Raw genomic sequence first — 19,181 nt, forward strand, 5'->3', positions numbered from 1 at the left:
TATTAAAGTCCTAACGGTGGAGCAATTTCAAAGCGAGTAGAAAACCCATTACCTTCTTGATTGGTAGCAAGTGTAATGACAGGGGTTTTAGTATCAAGTACAAAGGTGCTGTAAATTGAACTTGCTGTTTCTTTTTGGCTTTCCAACCAACCTGTTTTGGTTAAGCATTGGCGCAATTGCTTAGCCAGTTTTTGATGAGACTTTATTGTTTGCGTTTGTGTTTTAACAGGTGTTTGGCATTGGTAGCTTGCTTGCTCTGACTTATTTAAAGTAACTGTACACTTTGCTTCAATTATATGAGTATTAGTACGCCATTGATTAGTAAACTGGTTATTTACTTTATCTGTTTTGATTGTATTAAAACCAGTCTCATAACCATTTATTAGGTTATTTATGGTGCTGCATTCATCGGGTGTTACTGTGGTTTTTACAGACTGATTCGTTGTAGTAGTGGTTGTTGTAGTTGTAGTCTGATCAGTTTTGCTGGTACAGCCTGCTAAAATAAACGCGACAATAGAAGGAATAATATAGTTTTTCATAGTTCACAGTAACCGATTAATTTAGCCACGCACTATATCACACGTGATTTACTGTAAAAATAAAAAGGCCCATATAAATATGAGCCTCTTTGTTAGTTACAACTAATGCTATTTATGGCGACCTTGCAAGCATTTAACTACATCTTCAAGGGCTAAGCCTTGGCGTTGTATCAATACTGTAAGGTGATAAATTAAATCAGCAGATTCGTTTGTTAGCTCATCGTTATCGTGTTTCATAGCGGCAAGGGCAACTTCTACGCCTTCTTCACCTACTTTTTGACAACTACGGCTTAAGTCTTTTGCAAATAATGACGCTGTGTAGCTTTTTTCAGGGTCATCATTTTTACGCGCAACAATCACATCTTCTAACTGTGCTAAAAAGCTTAAACTTGGTTTTGCTTCATCACCAAAACAGCTTTGTGTGCCTAAGTGACACGTTGGGCCCTCAGGGCTTGCCAGTACTAAAATTGAATCGTAGTCACAATCTGTATGCACAGATACTACGTTTAAGTAGTTTTCTGATGACTCGCCTTTAGTCCATAAACGCGATTTTGAACGCGAGTAAAACGTTACCTTATTGGTATCAAGCGTAACAGCGAGTGCTTCGCTGTTCATAAAGCCTTGCATTAAAATAACACCAGAGCGAGCATCTTGAATAATCGCAGGGATCATGTCACTTTTAGCGAAATCGACCTGAGCTTGGTTTTGTTGTGTTACTTGCATAATCTTGCTGCCACTTGGTTATCTGTTAAAAATTGTTTTAGTTCGCCAATGTTAATCACATTTTTATGAAAAACGCTGGCAGCTAATGCACCATCTACTTTGCTTTGTTTAAATACATCAACAAAATCTTGCATACTACCCGCACCGCCAGAGGCGATTAAAGGAATGTCACACAGATCGCGAATTTTACTTAGTTGCTCGTTGTCGTAACCGTTACGAACGCCATCTTGGTTCATACAGTTTAATACAATTTCGCCTGCGCCTAGGTCTTGTACGCGTTTAACCCATTCTTGTGTTTTATAGCGCGTACGGCTTGATGCATTAGGATCGCCGGTTAATTGGTAAACTAAATACTCGCCGGTAATTTCATCAAAAAAGCTGTCAATGCCGACTACAACACATTGCTTACCAAACTCATCGTGTAATTCTTTAATAAGTTCAGGACGCGCAATAGCAGGGCTGTTAATGCTTATTTTGTCTGCGCCGCGCTCAAGTACCCGCGCTGCATCAGCCACTGATTTAATACCGCCCGCTACACAAAATGGAATATCGATATTACGTGCAATGCTCTCTACCCAGTTTACATCAAGTAGGCGTTTTTCAACGCTTGCACTGATTTCGTAAAAAACCAGTTCATCGGCGCCAGCTTCGCTGTAGGCTTTAGCCATTGTTAAAATATCGCCAACTATTTCATGGCCTTTAAACTTTACGCCTTTAACTACTTGGCCGTCTTTAACGTCTAAACACGGGATTATGCGTTTTGATAACATGCCAACGCCTCCTCAACACTAAATGCGCCATCAAGTAGTGATTTACCTAAAATAACGCCACCTACGCCCAGCTCTTTAAGCTTTTTAATGTCATCAAGTGAGCTTACGCCACCCGAAGCTTGTACTTTTATGCTGCTGTTATGGCGAGTTAAATCTTCATATAGCTCAAACGATGGGCCCGTCATGGTGCCATCTTTACTGATGTCCGTACATAAAAAGTCAATAACGCCCAAGCTTACATAAAAATCTACAAGCTCAAGTAAACCAAACTCAGATTCACTTAACCAACCATGGGTTGCAGGAGCCCAGCCCGTGGCTGTTTTATTTACATCAAGGGCAATAACAAAGTGCTCTGCGCCAAATTGCTCAATCCAGGCTTTTACTTGCTCGCGTTTTTCTACCGCCATAGAACCAATAACAACTTGGTTAGCACCGGCTTTTAGCCAATCGCTTACATCTTGCTCTGAGCGAATACCGCCGCCCACTTGATACGGTACGTTAAGCGCTTTCGTTGCAGCTTGAATATGTTGCCACTGTTTTTTACTTGGATCGCGTGCGCCTTCTAAATCTACAAGGTGCAATTTACCTGCGCCGCTGTCGGCGTATTCTTTTAAACGTGCGCCAAGCTCAAAAGGGTAAAACTGAGCGGTGTCGTACTTACCTTGGTATAAACGAACAATTTGATTTTGTAATACGTCTAATGCTGGAATAATCACAAATAATCTCTTTATTGTTGGTTAATGGGCCGTTTATAACTGCCAATCAACAAAATTTTGTAATAAACGTGTGCCTACTTTTGCACTGCGCTCTGGGTGAAATTGCATGCCAGCGTAGTTGTCTTTTGCAACAATGGCTGAAAAGGTTTGGCCGTATTCGCCGCTTACAAGTGTTGCATCGTTTACGGTGTGCGCAAAGCTATGTACAAAGTACACTTGCTCGTCTTGTGTTAACCCTTTAGTAAGTGCATGCTCTTTATTTACGCTTAAGTTATTCCAACCCATATGCGGCGATGTTAAATTGCCAACATCAAGGGCTTTTACTTGCCCTGGTATTTTACCTAAGCATTGTACGTTACCTTCTTCGGTGCTTTCGCACAGTAACTGCATACCTAAGCAAATTCCCATAAGTGGGCGCTGGTATTCGTTTATAGCTTGTTGCCAGCCGTTATCTACAAGGCGTTTCATGGCAACAGATGCATGTCCCACGCCTGGTAATATTGCACGCTCAAAACCCGCTAATTGCTCTGGTGAGGTAATGACTGTTGGCGTTTGACCTAAACGTTCAAAGGCAAAACGAACTGAATTTATATTGGCACACCCGGTATTAATTATGGCAATCATAAACATCCCTTAGAGCTGGCTGTTTGTTGGGTCGTGTCTTGTGCTACTGCCATACGAAGGGCACGTGAAAACGCTTTAAATAAGCCTTCTACTTGGTGATGACAGTTACCGTCGCTTACCGATAAAATAAGGCTAATAGCGGCATTATCGCTTAAGCTTTTGAAAAAGTGCTCAACCATTTGTACGTCTAAATCGCCGGCTTTTTCACGGCTAAAGTTAGCGTTTAATACAAATGAAGCGCGGCCCGATAAATCGATTTGTGCCTCTGCTTTACACTCATCCATTGGCAATGCAAAACCATAGCGCGCTATTTGCGATTTAGTACCCAGCGCTTGTTTAAGCGCAAGACCTAGGGCAATACCAATGTCTTCAACAAGGTGGTGCTCATCTATGTGTAAATCACCTTTCGCTTTAATATTTAAACCAATGTTGGCGTGGGTGCGAATTTGGTCAAGCATATGATCAAAAAAGCCAAGGCCTGTTTCAATGCTACCGTTTTTAGTTTGATCTAGGTTTATGGCTACATCAATTTGGGTTTCTTTGGTGTTACGCGTAACACGGCCTTCACGGTTGGCAGTTGTAAGCTTTGTAACAATGGCAGGCCAGCTGCCATCATACAAAATGCCTTCACAACATAAGTTTTGAGCAAGGCCAATATCGGTTTGGCGATCGCCAATCACGTATGAGCGAGCTAAATCAACCTTGCCTGAGCGCATAAGCTCAGTTAATAAGCCTGTTTTAGGTTTACGGCAATCACAGTTTTGCTCGTCAAAGTGTGGACAAATTAATACCTCGTCAAAGCTAATGCCTTGGCTTTGCAGTATGTCCATCATTTTATCTTGTGCTATATCAAAGTCAGCAGTCGGGAAGCTGTCTGTGCCTAAGCCATCTTGGTTAGATACCATTACTAAGCGGTACCCTGCGGCTTGTAATTGTAATAAAGCCAGGATAACACCAGGTAAAAACGCTAATTTTTCTAGGCTGTCTACCTGTTTGTCGGTGATTGGCTCTTCAATTATGGTGCCGTCACGGTCAATAAATAAATAGGGGTTACTCATGATACTTCTTGTCCTGATAAAAGAGGTGAGGTTGCTGGCTTATCAAGGCCATCTAACCAAATTTTTACTTGCTCAAGTTCTTGCTCATTACCAATGGAGATACGTAGCCAATCGTCTTCACCGTATAGGGTAAACGCGCGCATCACTAAACCTTGTTCAAGTGCTACTTTAAAGTAGTTTTTGTCGGCTAATTTTAAGGTAACAAAGTTACCTTCACCAGTGAGAATTTTTAATGCAGCTGGGGATGCGTTTAACCACTGTACAAGTTTAGCTTTTAAACTATTTAAAATAGTCACTTGGCGGCGCATTGATGTAATTGCATCAGGCGCTATGGCTTGTGCTGCAATACTTGCTACCACACCCGATACCGGATACGGCGCAATCACTTTACGAATAGGTGCAAGTACACTTTCTTGTGCAAGTGTAAAACCGGTTCTTAACCCTGCAAGTGCAAACGCTTTAGATAAAGTGCGCAGGACCACTACATTATTATATTCGTTAATCAGCGCTGTAGCACTTTGCTCAGGGCAAAACTCAATGTAGGCTTCATCAACAATAACTAAAGCTTTATCGGCAAGCGCTGTTGCCAGTGCTTTTACTTTTTCAAGGGGGGTTATGCTACCGGTTGGGTTATTTGGATTACAAATAAACACCAGTTTTGAGCTGCCCACGGCCTCAACTATTTCATCAACACTGCCATTAAGTAATAGCGCTTGGGTTAGTCCATTGATTGCAACGTTGTGCGTATCAGCGGTTACTTTGTACATACCGTAGGTTGGCAAAAATAACGCAATGCTGTCTTTAGCTGGTTCGCAGTAGGTACGTACTAAAAGCTCAATGCCTTCATCGGCGCCGCGCGTCATTAATACGTTTTCGCTTTCAAGCTCTGTATAAGCAGCGTAGCGGTCAATAACCAGTTGCGGTTGTGGATCTGGGTAGCGATTTAAATCTTCAATACTCAGTTCAAGGTTTTTAGCATAAGGGCTTTCGTTGGCGTTTAACCACGTTGACCCTGTTAGTTTTTCACTTTTAGCAGAGCTATAGGCAGCAAGAGCTGCAATATTTTGTGGTAATAAGCTTGCCGCTTGTGCGCTCTCATTGCTCATTTTTAATTGCCTCTAAACGAATTGAAACCGCATTTGCGTGTGCATCAAGGCCTTCTGCATCTGCTAGTGGCAAAATAGCTTTTGACAGCTGTGTTAGGCCACTTTTACTTATAGTTTGTACTGTGTAAGTGCGGAAAAAATCAAGTAAGTTTAAGCTTGAATAGGTTGCACTGTAACCGTAGGTAGGTAACACGTGGTTAGTACCCGATGCGTAATCGCCCGCTGATTCTGGCGTGTAGTCGCCAACAAATACTGAGCCTGCATTTTTTACTTTATCTAAGTAAGGTGTTGAATCTGCTAATTGCAAAATTAAGTGCTCAGGGCCATATTGCGCTGATACGTCAAATGCTTGCTCAACAGAGTCGACTAAAATAAGTGATGAATTAGCTAAAGCTTGCTCGGCTGTATCTTTGCGGCTTAACTTAGCAAGTTGGCGTGTAAGTGCCTGCTGCGTTTGCTCAATGATACTTTCGCTGTTACACAATAAAATAACTTGCGAGTCTGCGCCGTGCTCAGCTTGCGAGAGTAAATCTGCCGCTATAAATTCTGGGTTTGCACGCTCATCTGCAATAACTAGTACTTCAGAGGGGCCTGCTGGCATATCGATTGCCATACCTGGAATTGTTTGCGCAACAAGCTGTTTAGCCATCGTTACAAAGCTATTACCTGGGCCAAAAATTTTGTTCACTTTAGGCACTGATTCAGTTCCGTAGGCCATTGCGGCAATTGCACCTGCGCCACCACTTTCAATTAAAGTTGTAATGCCACATAACTTAGCTGCATATAATATCGCAGGGTTAATGCTTTCATCACCTTGCACAGGGGTTGCAAGTACGACGGTTTTAGCACCACTTAATTGTGCAAGTACACCTTGCATAATAACCGATGATGGCAGTGGAGCACTGCCACCAGGTACATAAATACCCACAGCTTCGATGGCCTGATATTTCAGTTCACATTCAACGCCAGGTTGGGTTGATAACTTAATATCTTTAGGCAATTGCGCTTCGTGAAAACGTTTAACGTTTGCATAAGCGGTGTCAATTGCGTATTTAAGCTCTGCGCTTAGTGCTTGCTCTGATGCGTTTATATCATCAAGCGGTACACGTAAACGAGGGTTAGCTCTATTATCAAACTTTTTAGCCATATCAAGTAAGGCTTTATCACCTTGCTCTTTAACATCGCTCATAATTGTTTGGCATATAGCTTCAACCTTGGCGCTGGCAGAAACCGCAGGGCGCATTAGCGCCGCTGCTTGTACTTGTGAAGATTCCTCATTCCAACGAAGCATGGTACTTACTCCATCATTTTTTCAATTGGCATTACTAAAATAGAGTTAGCGCCTAGGGCTTTAAGCTGCTCCATTGTTTCCCAAAATAATGTTTCGCTGCTTACCATGTGAAGCGCTACGTACTCTTCGTTACCAGCAAGTGCAAGTAGAGTAGGTTGGCCAGAGCCTGGTAAAATTTCGCAAATTTCATCAAGTTTAGTTTTTGGCGCGTGTAGCATAATGTATTTGCTTTCTTTAGCCTGTTTAACACCACGAAGGCGCGGCATAAGCTTATTGATTAGTGCTAGTTTGTCTTCATCTTGCAGGTCTTTATTTTGAATTAAACACGCGTTTGATTCTAAAATTGTATCACCTTGAATCAAGCCGTTCGCTTCAAGCGTTGCACCGGTAGAAACTAAATCACAAATTGCATCTGAAAGACCGGCACGGGGTGCTACTTCTACTGAGCCTGTAAGCATTACAGTGCTTGCATTAATGCCTTCGCGTTTTAACCACTGCGTTAAAATTTCTGGGTAGGTTGTTGCAATACGTTTGCCTTCAAACCAGCTTTTATCACGTGGGCCAAGCTCTTGTGGCCATGCAAGTGCAAGGCGGCAGTAACCAAAGTCTAGTTTTGCTAGTTTGCTAACTTCGCTTGGTACACCTTGGCGTTCACGTTCGGCTTGTACTTCTACTAGTACGTTTTCGCCAACAATACCTAAATCACAAACACCGTCCATTACTAAGCCCGGAATATCGTCATCGCGCACACGAAGTACGTCAATTGGCATATTGGTTGAGTGTGCAATTAAGCGTTGCTCACGTAGGTTTAATTTAACACCTAGTTGCTTTAGTAAATCTTGACAATCTTTAGACAGGCGACCGCCTTTTTGGATGGCGATACGTAGACGATTTGTGTTACTCATTATTCATTTTCCTTTAATTTAAAAACTAAAAACCCCGAGGGGGAACCTCAGGGCAAAATGAATCAATGTGTTTTGAATCGCCAGAGGTTCCTTTTAGGAATAACCTCTCAGCGAAAGACCTGACAGGTTATTCCGGTGAATGGTGGTGATGATGTACTGTTGTCAGGTTTAAGCGCATTTTTGTATCCTATTTTGCTTACCGCTATTTAGTGAGCGTTAAGCTTTAATCTGTTTCAATAAATTTCGCATTCATAAAAACATAAACCGCCTAGCTAAGGCAAGTTTTTTTTACCAAATTAAAGCATATCTTATAACTGCCGATAATATTGAGAGCTAAACAGTATTTTTAGTTGTTTTAATGTTTAAATTGTAGGCAAGTTGGGCTTTGTTGGTCAATTTATCTAATTTTTAATAAACAGGTTTAGGAGGGGAGTATGGATATAATGATCCCTTTTTTAGGGAAAATTTCACGGTTAGAGCTTGAGCCTAAAAGTACATTTCATATTGCAGGTGTGCAAAATATGCCACAAGCGCAAAAAATTAAGCTTGAAAATGAAAAAAAGCAGACGCTCAACAAAAAAAGATTAGCGCAGGCGCAGGGCAAAAAAAGTGCAAGTGCAGCTAATGAAAAAGCGATTACTGTAGATGACGAAGGGAATAAACATTTAGATACATGGGCATGATCTAAACCCTTAATAGTAAAAGCCACGTACAACTTTTTACTATTAAGGGTGTGTTTGCTAGCGTTTTTTAGCTTTAATAATGTAAAAGCTAAATATAACAGCTACGGTAAGTTGGGCTATAAAGCCTTGCCACGTAGATTTTAAACCCAGTAGTGTAATATCAAAGCTTATCGGCATTACACTAATCGCGACTAAATCAGCCTCTTGTAATGCAATGACAGCTTTACCCATTAATACAAAGGCAAGTGCAAATAATAAATAAGTTGTATAGGCAAAAAACTTAGCAATAGGTAACTTAATCGAATATTTAACTAACACCCATGCTATAAGCGCTAATAAACCCACACCCAGTGCAAAGCCCATCGCAACCGATGAATACTGTGCTTGCGAGCTTTGCGTTAATAACGACTGATAAAATAATACCGTTTCGAACACTTCACGATATACCGCTATAAACGAGAGGCCCGCGAGCCCCCATAGTGTGCCAGACTCTAATCGCGTATTAATATTTTGCTGAATATATGCCTGCCACTGCTGAGCACTGGTTTTACTGTGCATCCATACCCCAACATATAGCAAAATAATAGCTGCAAATAGGGCGCCTATCCCTTCCATTACTTCGCGGCTGGCACCACTTATTTGTATTAATGTTTGCGCTGCTGCCCATGTTAAGCCACCTGCTATGAGGGCCATTACCCAGCCAATATGAACGTATTTAAGCGCATCTTGGCGTTTGGTTTTTATAAGTACGGTCATGAGCGCAATAACAACTAATAGTGCCTCTAGGCCTTCGCGTAGCAAAATAACTAAACTGGCTGATAGCAAGGCGCCATCACTGAGTGTGGTGTCATTAAGTAGGTTGTTTGCTTTTGTTAATTGTGCAAGTACAGCATTAACTTGTGCGCTGACAAGCTCGGTGTTTTTTTCATTTTTGAATGTGTTACGTAAGTTCATCAATTGTACTTCAATGCTTTTACGCAAGCTTTCATCGTATGCATTTAAGTTATTTTCTATCAGCTCAAAGCCATCTAAATAGGCACTGATAGCCAGTTCGCTGGCTTTTTCATATTCATCATTAGCATGTGCGTTTTGTGCAGCAATAAGTTGCGAGCGTGCAACGCTAAGTGGCTCAGCTTTGTTTTTAAATAAGTGTTCTGGATTACCGCGCAGCCACTTAATAAATTGAACTTGGGCAGGGGATTTATTTTGTGAGAGCTGCGCAGGATTAAGATTAATGATGTCTGAAGTGCTGATTGTCTGGTTAATGTGTTGCGGCTTAGTTATATCTTGAAAAGCTAAACTGCCTACATAAAAGGCGAGTGACCAACGTTGTTGCTCATTAAATTGGCTAAAAGCAACCATTGGCGTATCGTCTATGCCGTTGGATACAGCATCATATAATCCCATAATTGTGCGATTTGTGGCTCGCTCTTTATCCATAAAGTTGGTGGGCTGTGGTGTTAAACCTTTAGCAAGTGGACCATCACCTTGTCCATTTATGCCATGACACATAGAGCAGTTTTCTGAAAAAAGTGCCTTTGTTTGTTTTAGGGGTAATAAAGATGAAGGCAAAGAAAGCTGTGGCATAAATTCAAGCAAAGACTCCCTAAGCTTTGAGCTGGCAGCACGAACACTTTGTACGCTTTGTTTATTTATAATGGCGTTATGTAAGGCGCCAGCTTGTATTTTTATATGACTGTATTGATTATTAGCACTGCTTAACTGTGTGGCTAGCGTGCTTATTAAATTTGCAAACTCAGACATTTCTTGAAATTCGTCTTTACTGACTACCTCGCCTTTTTGCACCGCGCCAACGTAATCAACCCCTACGTACTCTGCAAGTTGTGATATTTGTTTAATCTTAGCTTGCACAGCAGGCGTTGAGGCAAAAGCAGAAAAACATAAAAAAGTGAGTAAGAACAAAGGAAAGAGAAAAACGTGGCGACGTGTAATGCCATAAAATAACGAAAAAACACTTGTATACTTACTGGACATAATTAGCCCTATAAAAAACATTTAAAATTAAAACTATTTTTATTACGCTTAAAATAAATAAAACCGTGCTAAAAATAATCCCCCATAAATAACTAACCCGCAGTGAATAGACTGCGGGTTTAATAAAGAAAACTTAGTGACTTTGCTCGGCAGATTTAATACTACTTTGAATGAGAGGAGAGATAGTTAAACCTTGCACAATAATAGAAAATATAACCACAACATAGGTCACAATAACGATTAAATCATGCAGATCACTGCCTGATATAAATACTTGATCACGAGGAATAGCTGCAGCCATAGCTAATGCTAAACCGCCACGTAAACCACCCCAAGTTAAAATTTTAACGCTGTGTTTGTCGTAGTTTTTAAAGCGCTTAAATATTACAAATGGTGCACCAACACTAATAAAACGTGCTAATAAAATAGCAGGGATCATAACAAGGCCTAAGCCAATTTCACCCATTGTTACTGGCATAGTGACAATCAGCATACCAATAATCAAAAACAACAAAGCGTTTAAAAAGCTGTCGGTGGCGTGCCAAAAGTCTTTAATATAGCGCGTGTTTTCAGGCCCTGTGCGCTCGGTTGCTTTTGCGCGAGTAATATTACCTAAAATAATACCACTGGTTACCATGGCAAGCGCACCTGATATTTCCCATACATTGGCAGCGGCAAAACCCGCAGTTGGAATGGTTAAGGTTATTAATAGGCGTATATTTACATCTTTACAGTTAATAATTAAAAAGTGACCCACAAGGGCCATTGCTAAGCCAAACACGATCCCGCCTATGGCATCAACAAAAAACAGCTCTGCAATGTCGGCTGGGTTGGCATCGGTGCCAAAAAATGCAACAGAAAACAGCGTAGTAAAAATTACCAAACCAATACCATCGTTAAATAAAGACTCGCCTTCTACCTGTACCGAAATACCTTCAGGGGCGCGTAATTGTTTAATAATTGCCAGTACAGCAATTGGATCGGTTGGGCTTATTAAGGCGCCAAAAAGTAAACAATAAATAAAAGGGACGGGCCAGCCAAGAGCGGCAAAAATATAAAAACTTAAATAGCCAATTAAAAAAGTAGAGACTACGGTAGAGAACAAAACTAAAGCGGTTATTTCCCATCGTTGTTTACGCAGTGCCAACAGGTTAATTTCTAAAGCACCTGCAAATAACAAAAATCCAAGCATGCCTTTTAAAAGCAATTCATTAAAATTAATACTGGCTACAATTTGCGTCATTTCTAATGCAGTTGTATCGCCTAATAACTTAACTGAAATAATTAATAACAACGATATAACAACCGAGCCCGTTGTTATAGCAATCGTTGTTTGCATTTTAAGAACATACTGGTTTGCATAAGCAATAAAAATTGCGATAGCAGAGAGAAAACAAATGAGATACCAAGCATTCATTGGCTAACCTTAGATTTATTTTAGAGAAAAAAAAAGAGCGAATTAAACGAGCCGTATATTACTCTTGTGACTAGGCTGTGTCACAGTATTTATGGGGCTTTTAGCACTTTTTTTATGTCTTTAGGAGACATATAGTTAATGCAAATTTACTGGTGTTATTGCTTGTAATGAAGAGATTAACATAAGGTTGCCTAGGCAACTTAGTGGCTGATTACTGCCGTTAATTGAATAAAGTAAACGCGGCTATTTTGCGGGTCTAATAGTGTAATTTAGTGTAAATATATGTATACAATTTGTATCTGTTTAAGGTTTTACTGATTTTGTGTGTTTTTTAACCTACTGTAATTTCTGTGGTTCTTACGTTTCCTAATACTTTACTTGTAAATTAAATGTTTAATTTTCATAACTCAAATTTGTAACATAAGCTTGATCCTTAATCGGGTACAAGTAGTTCCGGTTAATACAAATCCACTACAAACTAAATATTTTGACGGAGCGTAAACGTGAATTTATCAAAAATCACATTAGCAACTTTTGCTGCTTTAACCTTGGTTCAAGCAACAGATGCAGTAGCTGCGAACAAGAAATACCTAAATCAACAAACGGCTTTAAATAACATGATGCAATCAAATTCGGCATCCATTTTATCTACTAGCCCTAAAGACTTGATTGGGTTAAGTGTAAGGAACGAGTTAGTTGTATTAAAAGAGTTTATAAGTAATAACGGTGAAGTAACTCGCCGATATCAGCAAACATATCAAGGTTTACCAGTAATTGGTGACACTTTAAGCCTTACATTTAAAAATGGCATGCTTAAAAAAGCCCATGGTGCTGCGGTGTACGATATTGAAGGCGATATAAACGATGTAAGTGCTAAATTATCTGTAAAACAAGCCATGCTTCAAAGCCAAAATTTAGGCATAGCTGCAAAAACTATAGGCTTAAAAAAACACAATGAGAAATCAAGATTAGCGATTTGGGTTGATCAACAAAGTAAGGCGCATTTGGTGTACGAAGTATCGTATGTAACCTACGGCAAATCGCCATCACGCCCTTATCAAATAATCGATGCTAATACCGGTGAGGTTTTGCTCAGCTACGATAACTTACAACATGCTGATGCTACGGGACCAGGGGGGAATCTCAAAACAGGTAAATACATTTACGGTACTGACTTTAGCAACCTAGATGTGTCTCAATCTGGTAACACCTGTGTTATGGATAATGCCAATGTAAGAACTATAAATCTCAATGGCGGCACAAGTGGCTCTGCTGCCCATTCATTTACTTGCCCAGAGAATACAGTAAAAGAGATAAATGGGGCTTATTCGCCGCTTAACGATGCTCATTATTTTGGTAACGTTATTTTTAATATGTATAACGACTGGGTGGGATCGCCACCGCTAGGTTTTCAGTTAAAAATGCGCGTACATTATTCAAGTAATTATGAAAATGCATTTTGGGATGGCAGCGCAATGACCTTTGGCGACGGGCAAAGCACTTTTTACCCACTCGTAAGCCTTGATGTATCGGCGCATGAGGTAAGCCATGGCTTTACCGAACAGAATTCTGGCTTAATTTACAGCGGTAAGTCGGGTGGCTTAAATGAAGCTTTTTCTGATATGGCTGGTGAAGCGGCTGAGTATTACATGAAAGGCACTAACGATTGGTTAGTCGGGCAAGATATTTTTAAAGGCAATGGCGCGCTTCGCTATATGAATAACCCAGCACAGGATGGACGCTCTATAGATAATCAAAGTAGTTATACCTCTGGCATGGATGTGCACTATAGCTCGGGTGTATTTAACAAAGCATTTTATAACCTTGCTACTACATCCGGCTGGGATACTAAAAAAGCATTTGTAGTTATGGCACGTGCGAATCAGCTTTATTGGAGTGCGAGTACAAATTGGGATTTAGCTGGTAACGGCGTTATGGACGCTGCGTGTGACTTAAATTACAACCCAAGCGATGTACAAGCTGCTTTGGCGGCAGTGGGAGTTAGTTCAAACCTAAGTGCAGGGAGCGATTGCTCGAGCACACCTGTGCCTACGGATGAGGTGTTAACAAATAAAGTAGCACGTATGGGGATCAGCGGCTCTGCAAAAGCGCAGATGTTTTTTACACTCGATGTACCAGCGGGGGCAACAGATCTTGAGTTTAATACCGCTGGTGGCTCGGGCGATGCAGATTTATATGTAATGTTTGGAAGTAAACCCACACTGAATACGTATGACTGTAAAAGTACCACCTCTTCAAGCACCGAAAATTGCAGTATTTCGAACGTCCAAGCAGGCACCTACTATGTAATGGTAGAAGCATGGAATGCTATAGCTGATGTATCGCTTACTGGGAGTTTTAACAATTCAACAGGAGGTGTCACACCGATTAACAGAACCGAGTCTAATATTAGTGTTTCAACTAATAGCTGGGCTCGATTTACTCAAGACTTAGGAGCGGGCTATAGTAATTTAACCGTTACTATTTCTGGTGGAAGTGGCGATGCCGATCTTTATATAAATTATGGTTCGGCGTCGAGTACGTCAACTTATTTGTGTAGACCGTATAAAAATGGCAACAGTGAAACGTGTTCGTTTGATAACCCACAGTCAGGTACATGGTACCTAGATTTAAGAGGGTACAGTAATGCAAGCGGAGTAACACTGAGTGTGTCTGCTAATTAAACATTGATACCAGGGGCCTAGTGCCCCTTTTTAATTTTATGGATACCAGTATTGCCAATTATAAGGAATACCAATGAAACCTTTTAAACTACTAAGTGCGCTGAGCTTATTTACTACAATGGGCGTTGTAGCACAAAGTGAAACAAACAAAGTGTGGGTAAGCATAGATTCAACTGCAGCGGAACATTATGAGTATACCCAGCATGGGTTAGTGCAAAGATTGCCCTTTGCACAGCGCTCAACAAGTGCGCTTGAAAATATAGATTTGGTGAATATACCAGCTGATCAGGTAAATAATCTAAGCGAATTTATGCACCACAATTATAATCGGTGCGGTGGGTTTGTGGCACATGATTCATGGCAAGAGGCGAGCAGTTACGCAACACAATTAGCCACGGCGCATACTATACAAAATACATTAGCATTTAGTTATTCTATTGATAACGAACAAACAGTACAAAATTTAATGTCATCAATTAGCACCGTTAACCTCGATAGTACTGTTAACTCTTTAACCAGTTTTAATAATCGTTATTACACCTCACAAACAGGGATAGATGCTGCAAATTGGTTAAAAACACATTGGCAACAAATAGCGCAAAGTCGAAGTGATATTAGCATTGCAACATACCCGCATAATTGGGCGCAATCGTCGGTTATAGTGACAATTGAAGGCAATGAAAAAGCAGATGAAATTGTTATTATTGGTGGCCACCTTGATTCGATAAATCAGTCAAACCCCAGCAATGGACGTTCACCCGGTGCTGATGATAACGCCTCAGGCATTGCTGTGCTATCAGAGGCGCTGCGCGCTATTGTACAAACTAATTACAAACCACAGCGTACGATTCAAATTATGGCGTTTGCAGCGGAAGAAGTTGGCCTTAGAGGTTCAAGTGATATTGCAAGCAGCTACCAATCGCAGGGTAAAAATGTAGTGGGCATGGTGCAGTTTGATATGACAGGCAATAATGGCAGCCTTGAAGATATAGTCATGATGACTGATTATACTAACAATGCACAAAATCAGTTTTTAGCAGCGCTTTTAGATACCTACTTACCGCAATTAAATTATGGATTTGACCAGTGTGGTTATGGGTGTTCTGATCATGCGTCATGGTATCAGCAAGGGTTTGCAGCCTCTATGCCTTTTGAATCAAAAATGGGCGATATAAACCCGCTTATTCACACCCAAAGCGATAACCAGTTTGATGCTCAACATGCCAGTAAATTCGCCAAGCTGGCAGTAAGTTATGTTGCCGAAATGGCTAAAAATGCCGGCGATACCGCGCCCCCTACTAATAACCAATTAACCAATGGGCAAACACTCAGTGGGATCACAGGGGTTGCAAAAGAGCAGTTTATTTACACTTTAGCTGTGCCACAAAGTGCGAGCAATTTAAAATTTATTACGACTGGGGGCACAGGGGATGCAGACTTATACGTACGCTACAATCAAGCACCTACGCTGAACGATTATGATTGTAAAAGCACTACCTCAAGTAGTAATGAACGTTGCGATATTAATCCCTCTAGTGAAGGAGTTTACTATGTGATGGTACACGCATGGAATGCGATAGAAAATGTATCCATAACCGGAAGTTACAATGAAGGGGGGAGTATTGAGCCTATCAATCGGAGCATTACAAACATTAGTGTTTCTGCTGGGAGCTGGCAGCGCTTTAGCCAAAGTTTAAATACGCAGTACGCATCATTAGATATAACAATGTCCGGTGGCAGTGGCGATGCTGATTTATATGTAAACTTTGGCACTCCCTCTAGTGATTCTGAGTACTTGTGCAGACCATATAAAAATGGCAATAGCGAAACCTGTTCGTTTTCTGCGCCACAAACAGGTAATTGGTATATCGATTTAAAGGGGTATAGCAATGCCAGCAATGTCACGTTATCTATAAATGCACAATAACGTGTAAAGGGGTGTAAGCCCCTTTACAAAATTCTAATTTCAATTGGCTTGCCCTTATAGCCAGGCTTACGTAAAATCTCGCTATTATTTTTTGTAAAGTGACTGGTATTATCAAACAGCTGTTTAGTGCAACCGGGCCGTTAGCGTTATCTTTAGATGGATACACGCCTCGCCAACCTCAAATTGATATGGCCGTTGCCGTTAACGATGCATTAAAAAATAGCACGCAGTTAGTGGTTGAAGCGGGGACTGGTACAGGTAAAACGTTTGCCTATTTAGCGCCTGCCCTTAAATCTAAGGGTAAAACAATTATCTCAACAGGCTCTAAGGCCTTGCAAGAGCAGTTATACCACCGCGATTTACCTCAGCTAGTAAAAGCACTTAATGCATCTAAAAAAACCGCATTGTTAAAAGGGCGCGCTAATTATCTGTGTACTTATAGGCTAAACCAACATGTAGCCCATGTACCAACAGACGATCCTGATGTAATGCATCAACTTGCTATGGTTGCAAAATTTGCCAGTGAAACACACTCGGGTGATTTAGCCGATTGTATTGGTATTGAAGAAGACGCCAAGGTACTGCCCTATGTTAATTCGACAGCCGATAATTGTTTAGGCAAAGAGTGTCCAGACTTTCAATCATGTTATATACGCAAAGCGCGTTTAAATGCAGCCGAAGCGGATGTAGTGGTTATAAACCATCATTTATTTTTTGCTGATATGGCAGTAAAAGACTCCGGTTTTGCCGAACTTATGCCTACTGCCGACGCTTATATTTTTGACGAAGCACACCAGCTTAGCGAAATTGCCAGTGACTACTTTGGTGAAAGTATTAGCACTAAAAAGCTGGTGGATTTAATTAACGATTTACGCGCTATTTACCGTGCAGAAATTCCCGATATGCTGCAGCTTGGGAAAAGCCTTAATAAGCTTGAAACCAGTGTGGCTGATTTACGTTTACAGTTTGGTGTAGATGGAAGCCGAGGAGATTGGCGCGAAAAGCTCAGTGATAAATTAATTTGCGCAGCGCTGCATCGGGTAATTAGCGATTTAGACTTTGTTTATCAGGTATTAAAACTGTGTCTAGAGCGAAGTGATAAAATAGAGCACCCGTTTGAGCGCACTTTAGCGTTTAAAGGTCAGTTAGAGCGTGTTTTTGATACTGCACAAACGGGCTTTAGCTATTGGTACGAAACCACGCGGCGCTATTTAACGGTTAATATTACGCCCCTTAATGTCTCTGCTAAATTTGCTCAAATGATGAAAGACACCGGCGCAGGGTTTGTATTTACCTCAGCCACGTTATCGGTTGATAATAAGCTCGATCACTTTAATGCAAGCTTAGGTATTACTCCTGCGCAAAGTATGATGGTTGATAGCCCCTTTGATTATCCTAATCAGGCGCTTTTATGCTTACCACGATATTTGCCAGAATCGCATGCAGAGAATATGCCTCATGCAATTATAAAATTAACCCTAGAGCTGATTAAATCGGCTAAAGGGCGTTGCTTTGTGCTGTTTACAAGTTACCGAATGATGCATTTGGTGGCAGAGGGGTTAACCACACAAATGGACTACCCAGTTTATATGCAAGGGCAAATGTCTAAGCGTATAATACTGGAAAAATTTACGCGCCATGGTAATGCGGTATTGTTAGGTACTGGCTCGTTCTGGGAAGGGGTTGATGTACGTGGTAGCACGCTAAGCTGTGTTATTATTGACAAGTTACCTTTTGCAGCACCGGATGACCCATTACTGCAAGCCAAAATGCAAGATTGCCAAATGCAAGGCAAAGACCCGTTTGCTCATATACAGTTACCGCAAGCTGTTATTGCGCTCAAGCAGGGCGTGGGGCGTTTAATACGAGATAACAAAGATAAAGGCGTGCTGGTTATTTGCGACAACCGATTAGTAACGCGCCAATATGGCCAAGTATTTTTAAAAAGCTTACCGCCGATGCGCCGCACGCGAAGCTTAGAAGATGCAAACACATTTTTAAAACACATTAACTAGAGTACTAAAATGATTAAAAGTAATATTCTTGCCCTAGACGCCTCAACCGAAGCGTTATCTATAGTTTTACACTTTGAGGGGCAAACATTTCATCATTTTGAAGAATGCCCACAGCAACATAGTCAAAAAATACTCCCTTTAGTTGATGAGCTTCTTAATAAAGCACAGTGTAAATTAAAAGACTTAGACGTTATTGGCTTTGGCCAAGGGCCAGGTAGCTTTACCGGTGTACGCATTAGTGTTGCTATTGCACAAGGGTTAGCTTATTCAGCCAATTTACCATTAGTGGGTGTATCAACCTTGGCAATTATGGCCCAGCAAGTGTACGAGCAAACGCAGGCGCCAGTAGTGTATTCAGCTATAGATGCGCGTATGGGAGAAATTTATTTTGCCCAATACCAGGTAAATAACGCACGCATGGAGTTGGTAAATGAAGAGTGTGTTATAAAACCTGATTTATTAAGCAAAGAGCACATAAACAGTGAAGAGTTACACGCGATTGCCGTTGGCACGGGATTTAAAAGTTACCCTGATGTACTTAAAAACGTTAGCAATATAACCATAAATACAGCCATTACATTGCCAGATGCTCGCTATATGCTTAGCCATGTAGACACGGCCTTTTTAAAGGGCGAGGTTGTTAAAGCAAGTGATGCGCAACCTAAATATGTGCGCGATACAGTAACATGGAAAAAACTACCGGGTCGCGAATAAGCACAAGAGTTGCA

General features: G+C 41.0%; 16 protein-coding genes. 5 read left to right on the plus strand and 11 right to left on the minus strand.

The genetic code is table 11. From position 1 onward, the window contains the following. Nucleotides 1-2: 2 nt before the first annotated feature. The 9 genes from VOI46_RS18425 to hisG all read right to left on the minus strand — a co-directional run bounded on the left by VOI46_RS18425 (nucleotide 3) and on the right by hisG (nucleotide 7,732). Entirely contained in the window at nucleotides 3-539 is a 537-nt protein-coding gene (locus VOI46_RS18425) for a hypothetical protein (protein WP_004586386.1), read from the minus strand. A gap of 108 nt (nucleotides 540-647) precedes the next feature. Continuing rightward, nucleotides 648-1,262, minus strand: coding sequence for a bifunctional phosphoribosyl-AMP cyclohydrolase/phosphoribosyl-ATP diphosphatase HisIE (gene hisIE / locus VOI46_RS18430; protein ID WP_004586385.1), 615 nt, complete (start codon nucleotides 1,260-1,262; stop codon nucleotides 648-650). Further along, on the minus strand, nucleotides 1,253-2,032 hold the full coding sequence (gene hisF, locus VOI46_RS18435) for an imidazole glycerol phosphate synthase subunit HisF (protein ID WP_004586384.1): 780 nt from the start codon (nucleotides 2,030-2,032) through the stop codon (nucleotides 1,253-1,255). Before hisF ends, hisIE begins: the two co-directional genes overlap by 10 nt. Then, nucleotides 2,014-2,748, minus strand: a complete 735-nt coding sequence (locus VOI46_RS18440; RefSeq protein WP_004586383.1) for a 1-(5-phosphoribosyl)-5-[(5-phosphoribosylamino)methylideneamino] imidazole-4-carboxamide isomerase — start codon at nucleotides 2,746-2,748, stop codon at nucleotides 2,014-2,016. Before VOI46_RS18440 ends, hisF begins: the two co-directional genes overlap by 19 nt. A gap of 33 nt (nucleotides 2,749-2,781) precedes the next feature. Continuing rightward, on the minus strand, nucleotides 2,782-3,372 hold the full coding sequence (gene hisH / locus VOI46_RS18445; RefSeq protein WP_004586382.1) for an imidazole glycerol phosphate synthase subunit HisH: 591 nt from the start codon (nucleotides 3,370-3,372) through the stop codon (nucleotides 2,782-2,784). Further along, nucleotides 3,369-4,430, minus strand: a complete 1,062-nt coding sequence (gene hisB, locus VOI46_RS18450) for a bifunctional histidinol-phosphatase/imidazoleglycerol-phosphate dehydratase HisB (protein ID WP_004586381.1) — start codon at nucleotides 4,428-4,430, stop codon at nucleotides 3,369-3,371. Before hisB ends, hisH begins: the two co-directional genes overlap by 4 nt. Next, nucleotides 4,427-5,536 carry a histidinol-phosphate transaminase gene (hisC, locus tag VOI46_RS18455; protein WP_004586380.1) on the minus strand — a complete coding sequence of 370 codons (1,110 nt, stop codon included), beginning with the start codon at nucleotides 5,534-5,536 and terminating at the stop codon, nucleotides 4,427-4,429. The genes hisB and hisC overlap by 4 nt, the downstream gene beginning before the upstream one ends. Next, a complete protein-coding gene (gene hisD / locus VOI46_RS18460; protein ID WP_004586379.1) occupies nucleotides 5,526-6,827 on the minus strand; it encodes a histidinol dehydrogenase in 1,302 nt (433 codons plus the stop codon). Before hisD ends, hisC begins: the two co-directional genes overlap by 11 nt. Nucleotides 6,828-6,832: 5 nt before the next feature. Continuing rightward, nucleotides 6,833-7,732, minus strand: coding sequence for an ATP phosphoribosyltransferase (hisG, locus tag VOI46_RS18465; RefSeq protein ID WP_004586378.1), 900 nt, complete (start codon nucleotides 7,730-7,732; stop codon nucleotides 6,833-6,835). A 434-nt stretch (nucleotides 7,733-8,166) separates the two neighbouring features. On the opposite strand from hisG, the gene VOI46_RS18470 reads away from it, so the two are divergent. Next, the gene (locus VOI46_RS18470; RefSeq protein ID WP_004586377.1) at nucleotides 8,167-8,415 is read left to right on the plus strand and encodes a hypothetical protein; all 249 of its coding nucleotides are present in this window, start codon (nucleotides 8,167-8,169) and stop codon (nucleotides 8,413-8,415) included. Nucleotides 8,416-8,472: 57 nt separating this feature from the next. On the opposite strand, the gene VOI46_RS18475 is transcribed toward VOI46_RS18470, so the two are convergent. Both VOI46_RS18475 and VOI46_RS18480 read right to left on the minus strand, forming a co-directional pair. Continuing rightward, the gene (locus tag VOI46_RS18475) at nucleotides 8,473-10,410 is read right to left on the minus strand and encodes a cytochrome c/FTR1 family iron permease (protein ID WP_324738353.1); all 1,938 of its coding nucleotides are present in this window, start codon (nucleotides 10,408-10,410) and stop codon (nucleotides 8,473-8,475) included. Between the two features lie 133 nt (nucleotides 10,411-10,543). Further along, the gene (locus VOI46_RS18480; RefSeq protein WP_004586375.1) at nucleotides 10,544-11,827 is read right to left on the minus strand and encodes a sodium:proton antiporter; all 1,284 of its coding nucleotides are present in this window, start codon (nucleotides 11,825-11,827) and stop codon (nucleotides 10,544-10,546) included. A gap of 503 nt (nucleotides 11,828-12,330) precedes the next feature. Between VOI46_RS18480 and VOI46_RS18485 the strand changes: the two genes are divergently transcribed. The 4 genes from VOI46_RS18485 (at nucleotide 12,331) to tsaB (ending at nucleotide 19,167) form a co-directional block, all read left to right on the plus strand. After that, nucleotides 12,331-14,511 (plus strand): pre-peptidase C-terminal domain-containing protein, encoded by a 2,181-nt coding sequence (locus VOI46_RS18485; RefSeq protein WP_004586374.1) that lies wholly within the window; start codon nucleotides 12,331-12,333, stop codon nucleotides 14,509-14,511. A 73-nt stretch (nucleotides 14,512-14,584) separates the two neighbouring features. Next, nucleotides 14,585-16,438 (plus strand): M28 family metallopeptidase, encoded by a 1,854-nt coding sequence (locus tag VOI46_RS18490; RefSeq protein ID WP_004586373.1) that lies wholly within the window; start codon nucleotides 14,585-14,587, stop codon nucleotides 16,436-16,438. 98 nt (nucleotides 16,439-16,536) lie between these two features. Then, nucleotides 16,537-18,453, plus strand: coding sequence for an ATP-dependent DNA helicase (locus VOI46_RS18495; RefSeq protein WP_004586372.1), 1,917 nt, complete (start codon nucleotides 16,537-16,539; stop codon nucleotides 18,451-18,453). Between the two features lie 9 nt (nucleotides 18,454-18,462). Next, a complete protein-coding gene (tsaB, locus tag VOI46_RS18500) occupies nucleotides 18,463-19,167 on the plus strand; it encodes a tRNA (adenosine(37)-N6)-threonylcarbamoyltransferase complex dimerization subunit type 1 TsaB (RefSeq protein WP_282337407.1) in 705 nt (234 codons plus the stop codon). Nucleotides 19,168-19,181 lie beyond the last annotated feature (14 nt).

It is taken from the genome of Pseudoalteromonas sp. CuT4-3 (assembly GCF_035666335.1).
Classification (GTDB): Bacteria; Pseudomonadota; Gammaproteobacteria; order Enterobacterales; family Alteromonadaceae; genus Pseudoalteromonas; species Pseudoalteromonas atlantica.

Bases quoted from the DNA above. Each gene is read 5' to 3' on its own strand.
- VOI46_RS18425 (WP_004586386.1), bottom strand. From the start codon at position 539: ATGAAAAACTATATTATTCCTTCTATTGTCGCGTTTATTTTAGCAGGC.
- hisIE (WP_004586385.1), bottom strand. From the start codon at position 1,262: ATGCAAGTAACACAACAAAACCAAGCTCAGGTCGATTTCGCTAAAAGT.
- hisF (WP_004586384.1), bottom strand. From the start codon at position 2,032: ATGTTATCAAAACGCATAATCCCGTGTTTAGACGTTAAAGACGGCCAA.
- hisH (WP_004586382.1), bottom strand. From the start codon at position 3,372: ATGATTGCCATAATTAATACCGGGTGTGCCAATATAAATTCAGTTCGT.
- hisB (WP_004586381.1), bottom strand. From the start codon at position 4,430: ATGAGTAACCCCTATTTATTTATTGACCGTGACGGCACCATAATTGAA.
- hisC (WP_004586380.1), bottom strand. From the start codon at position 5,536: ATGAGCAATGAGAGCGCACAAGCGGCAAGCTTATTACCACAAAATATT.
- hisD (WP_004586379.1), bottom strand. From the start codon at position 6,827: ATGCTTCGTTGGAATGAGGAATCTTCACAAGTACAAGCAGCGGCGCTA.
- hisG (WP_004586378.1), bottom strand. From the start codon at position 7,732: ATGAGTAACACAAATCGTCTACGTATCGCCATCCAAAAAGGCGGTCGC.
- VOI46_RS18470 (WP_004586377.1), top strand. From the start codon at position 8,167: ATGGATATAATGATCCCTTTTTTAGGGAAAATTTCACGGTTAGAGCTT.
- VOI46_RS18475 (WP_324738353.1), bottom strand. From the start codon at position 10,410: ATGTCCAGTAAGTATACAAGTGTTTTTTCGTTATTTTATGGCATTACA.
- VOI46_RS18480 (WP_004586375.1), bottom strand. From the start codon at position 11,827: ATGAATGCTTGGTATCTCATTTGTTTTCTCTCTGCTATCGCAATTTTT.
- VOI46_RS18490 (WP_004586373.1), top strand. From the start codon at position 14,585: ATGAAACCTTTTAAACTACTAAGTGCGCTGAGCTTATTTACTACAATG.
- tsaB (WP_282337407.1), top strand. From the start codon at position 18,463: ATGATTAAAAGTAATATTCTTGCCCTAGACGCCTCAACCGAAGCGTTA.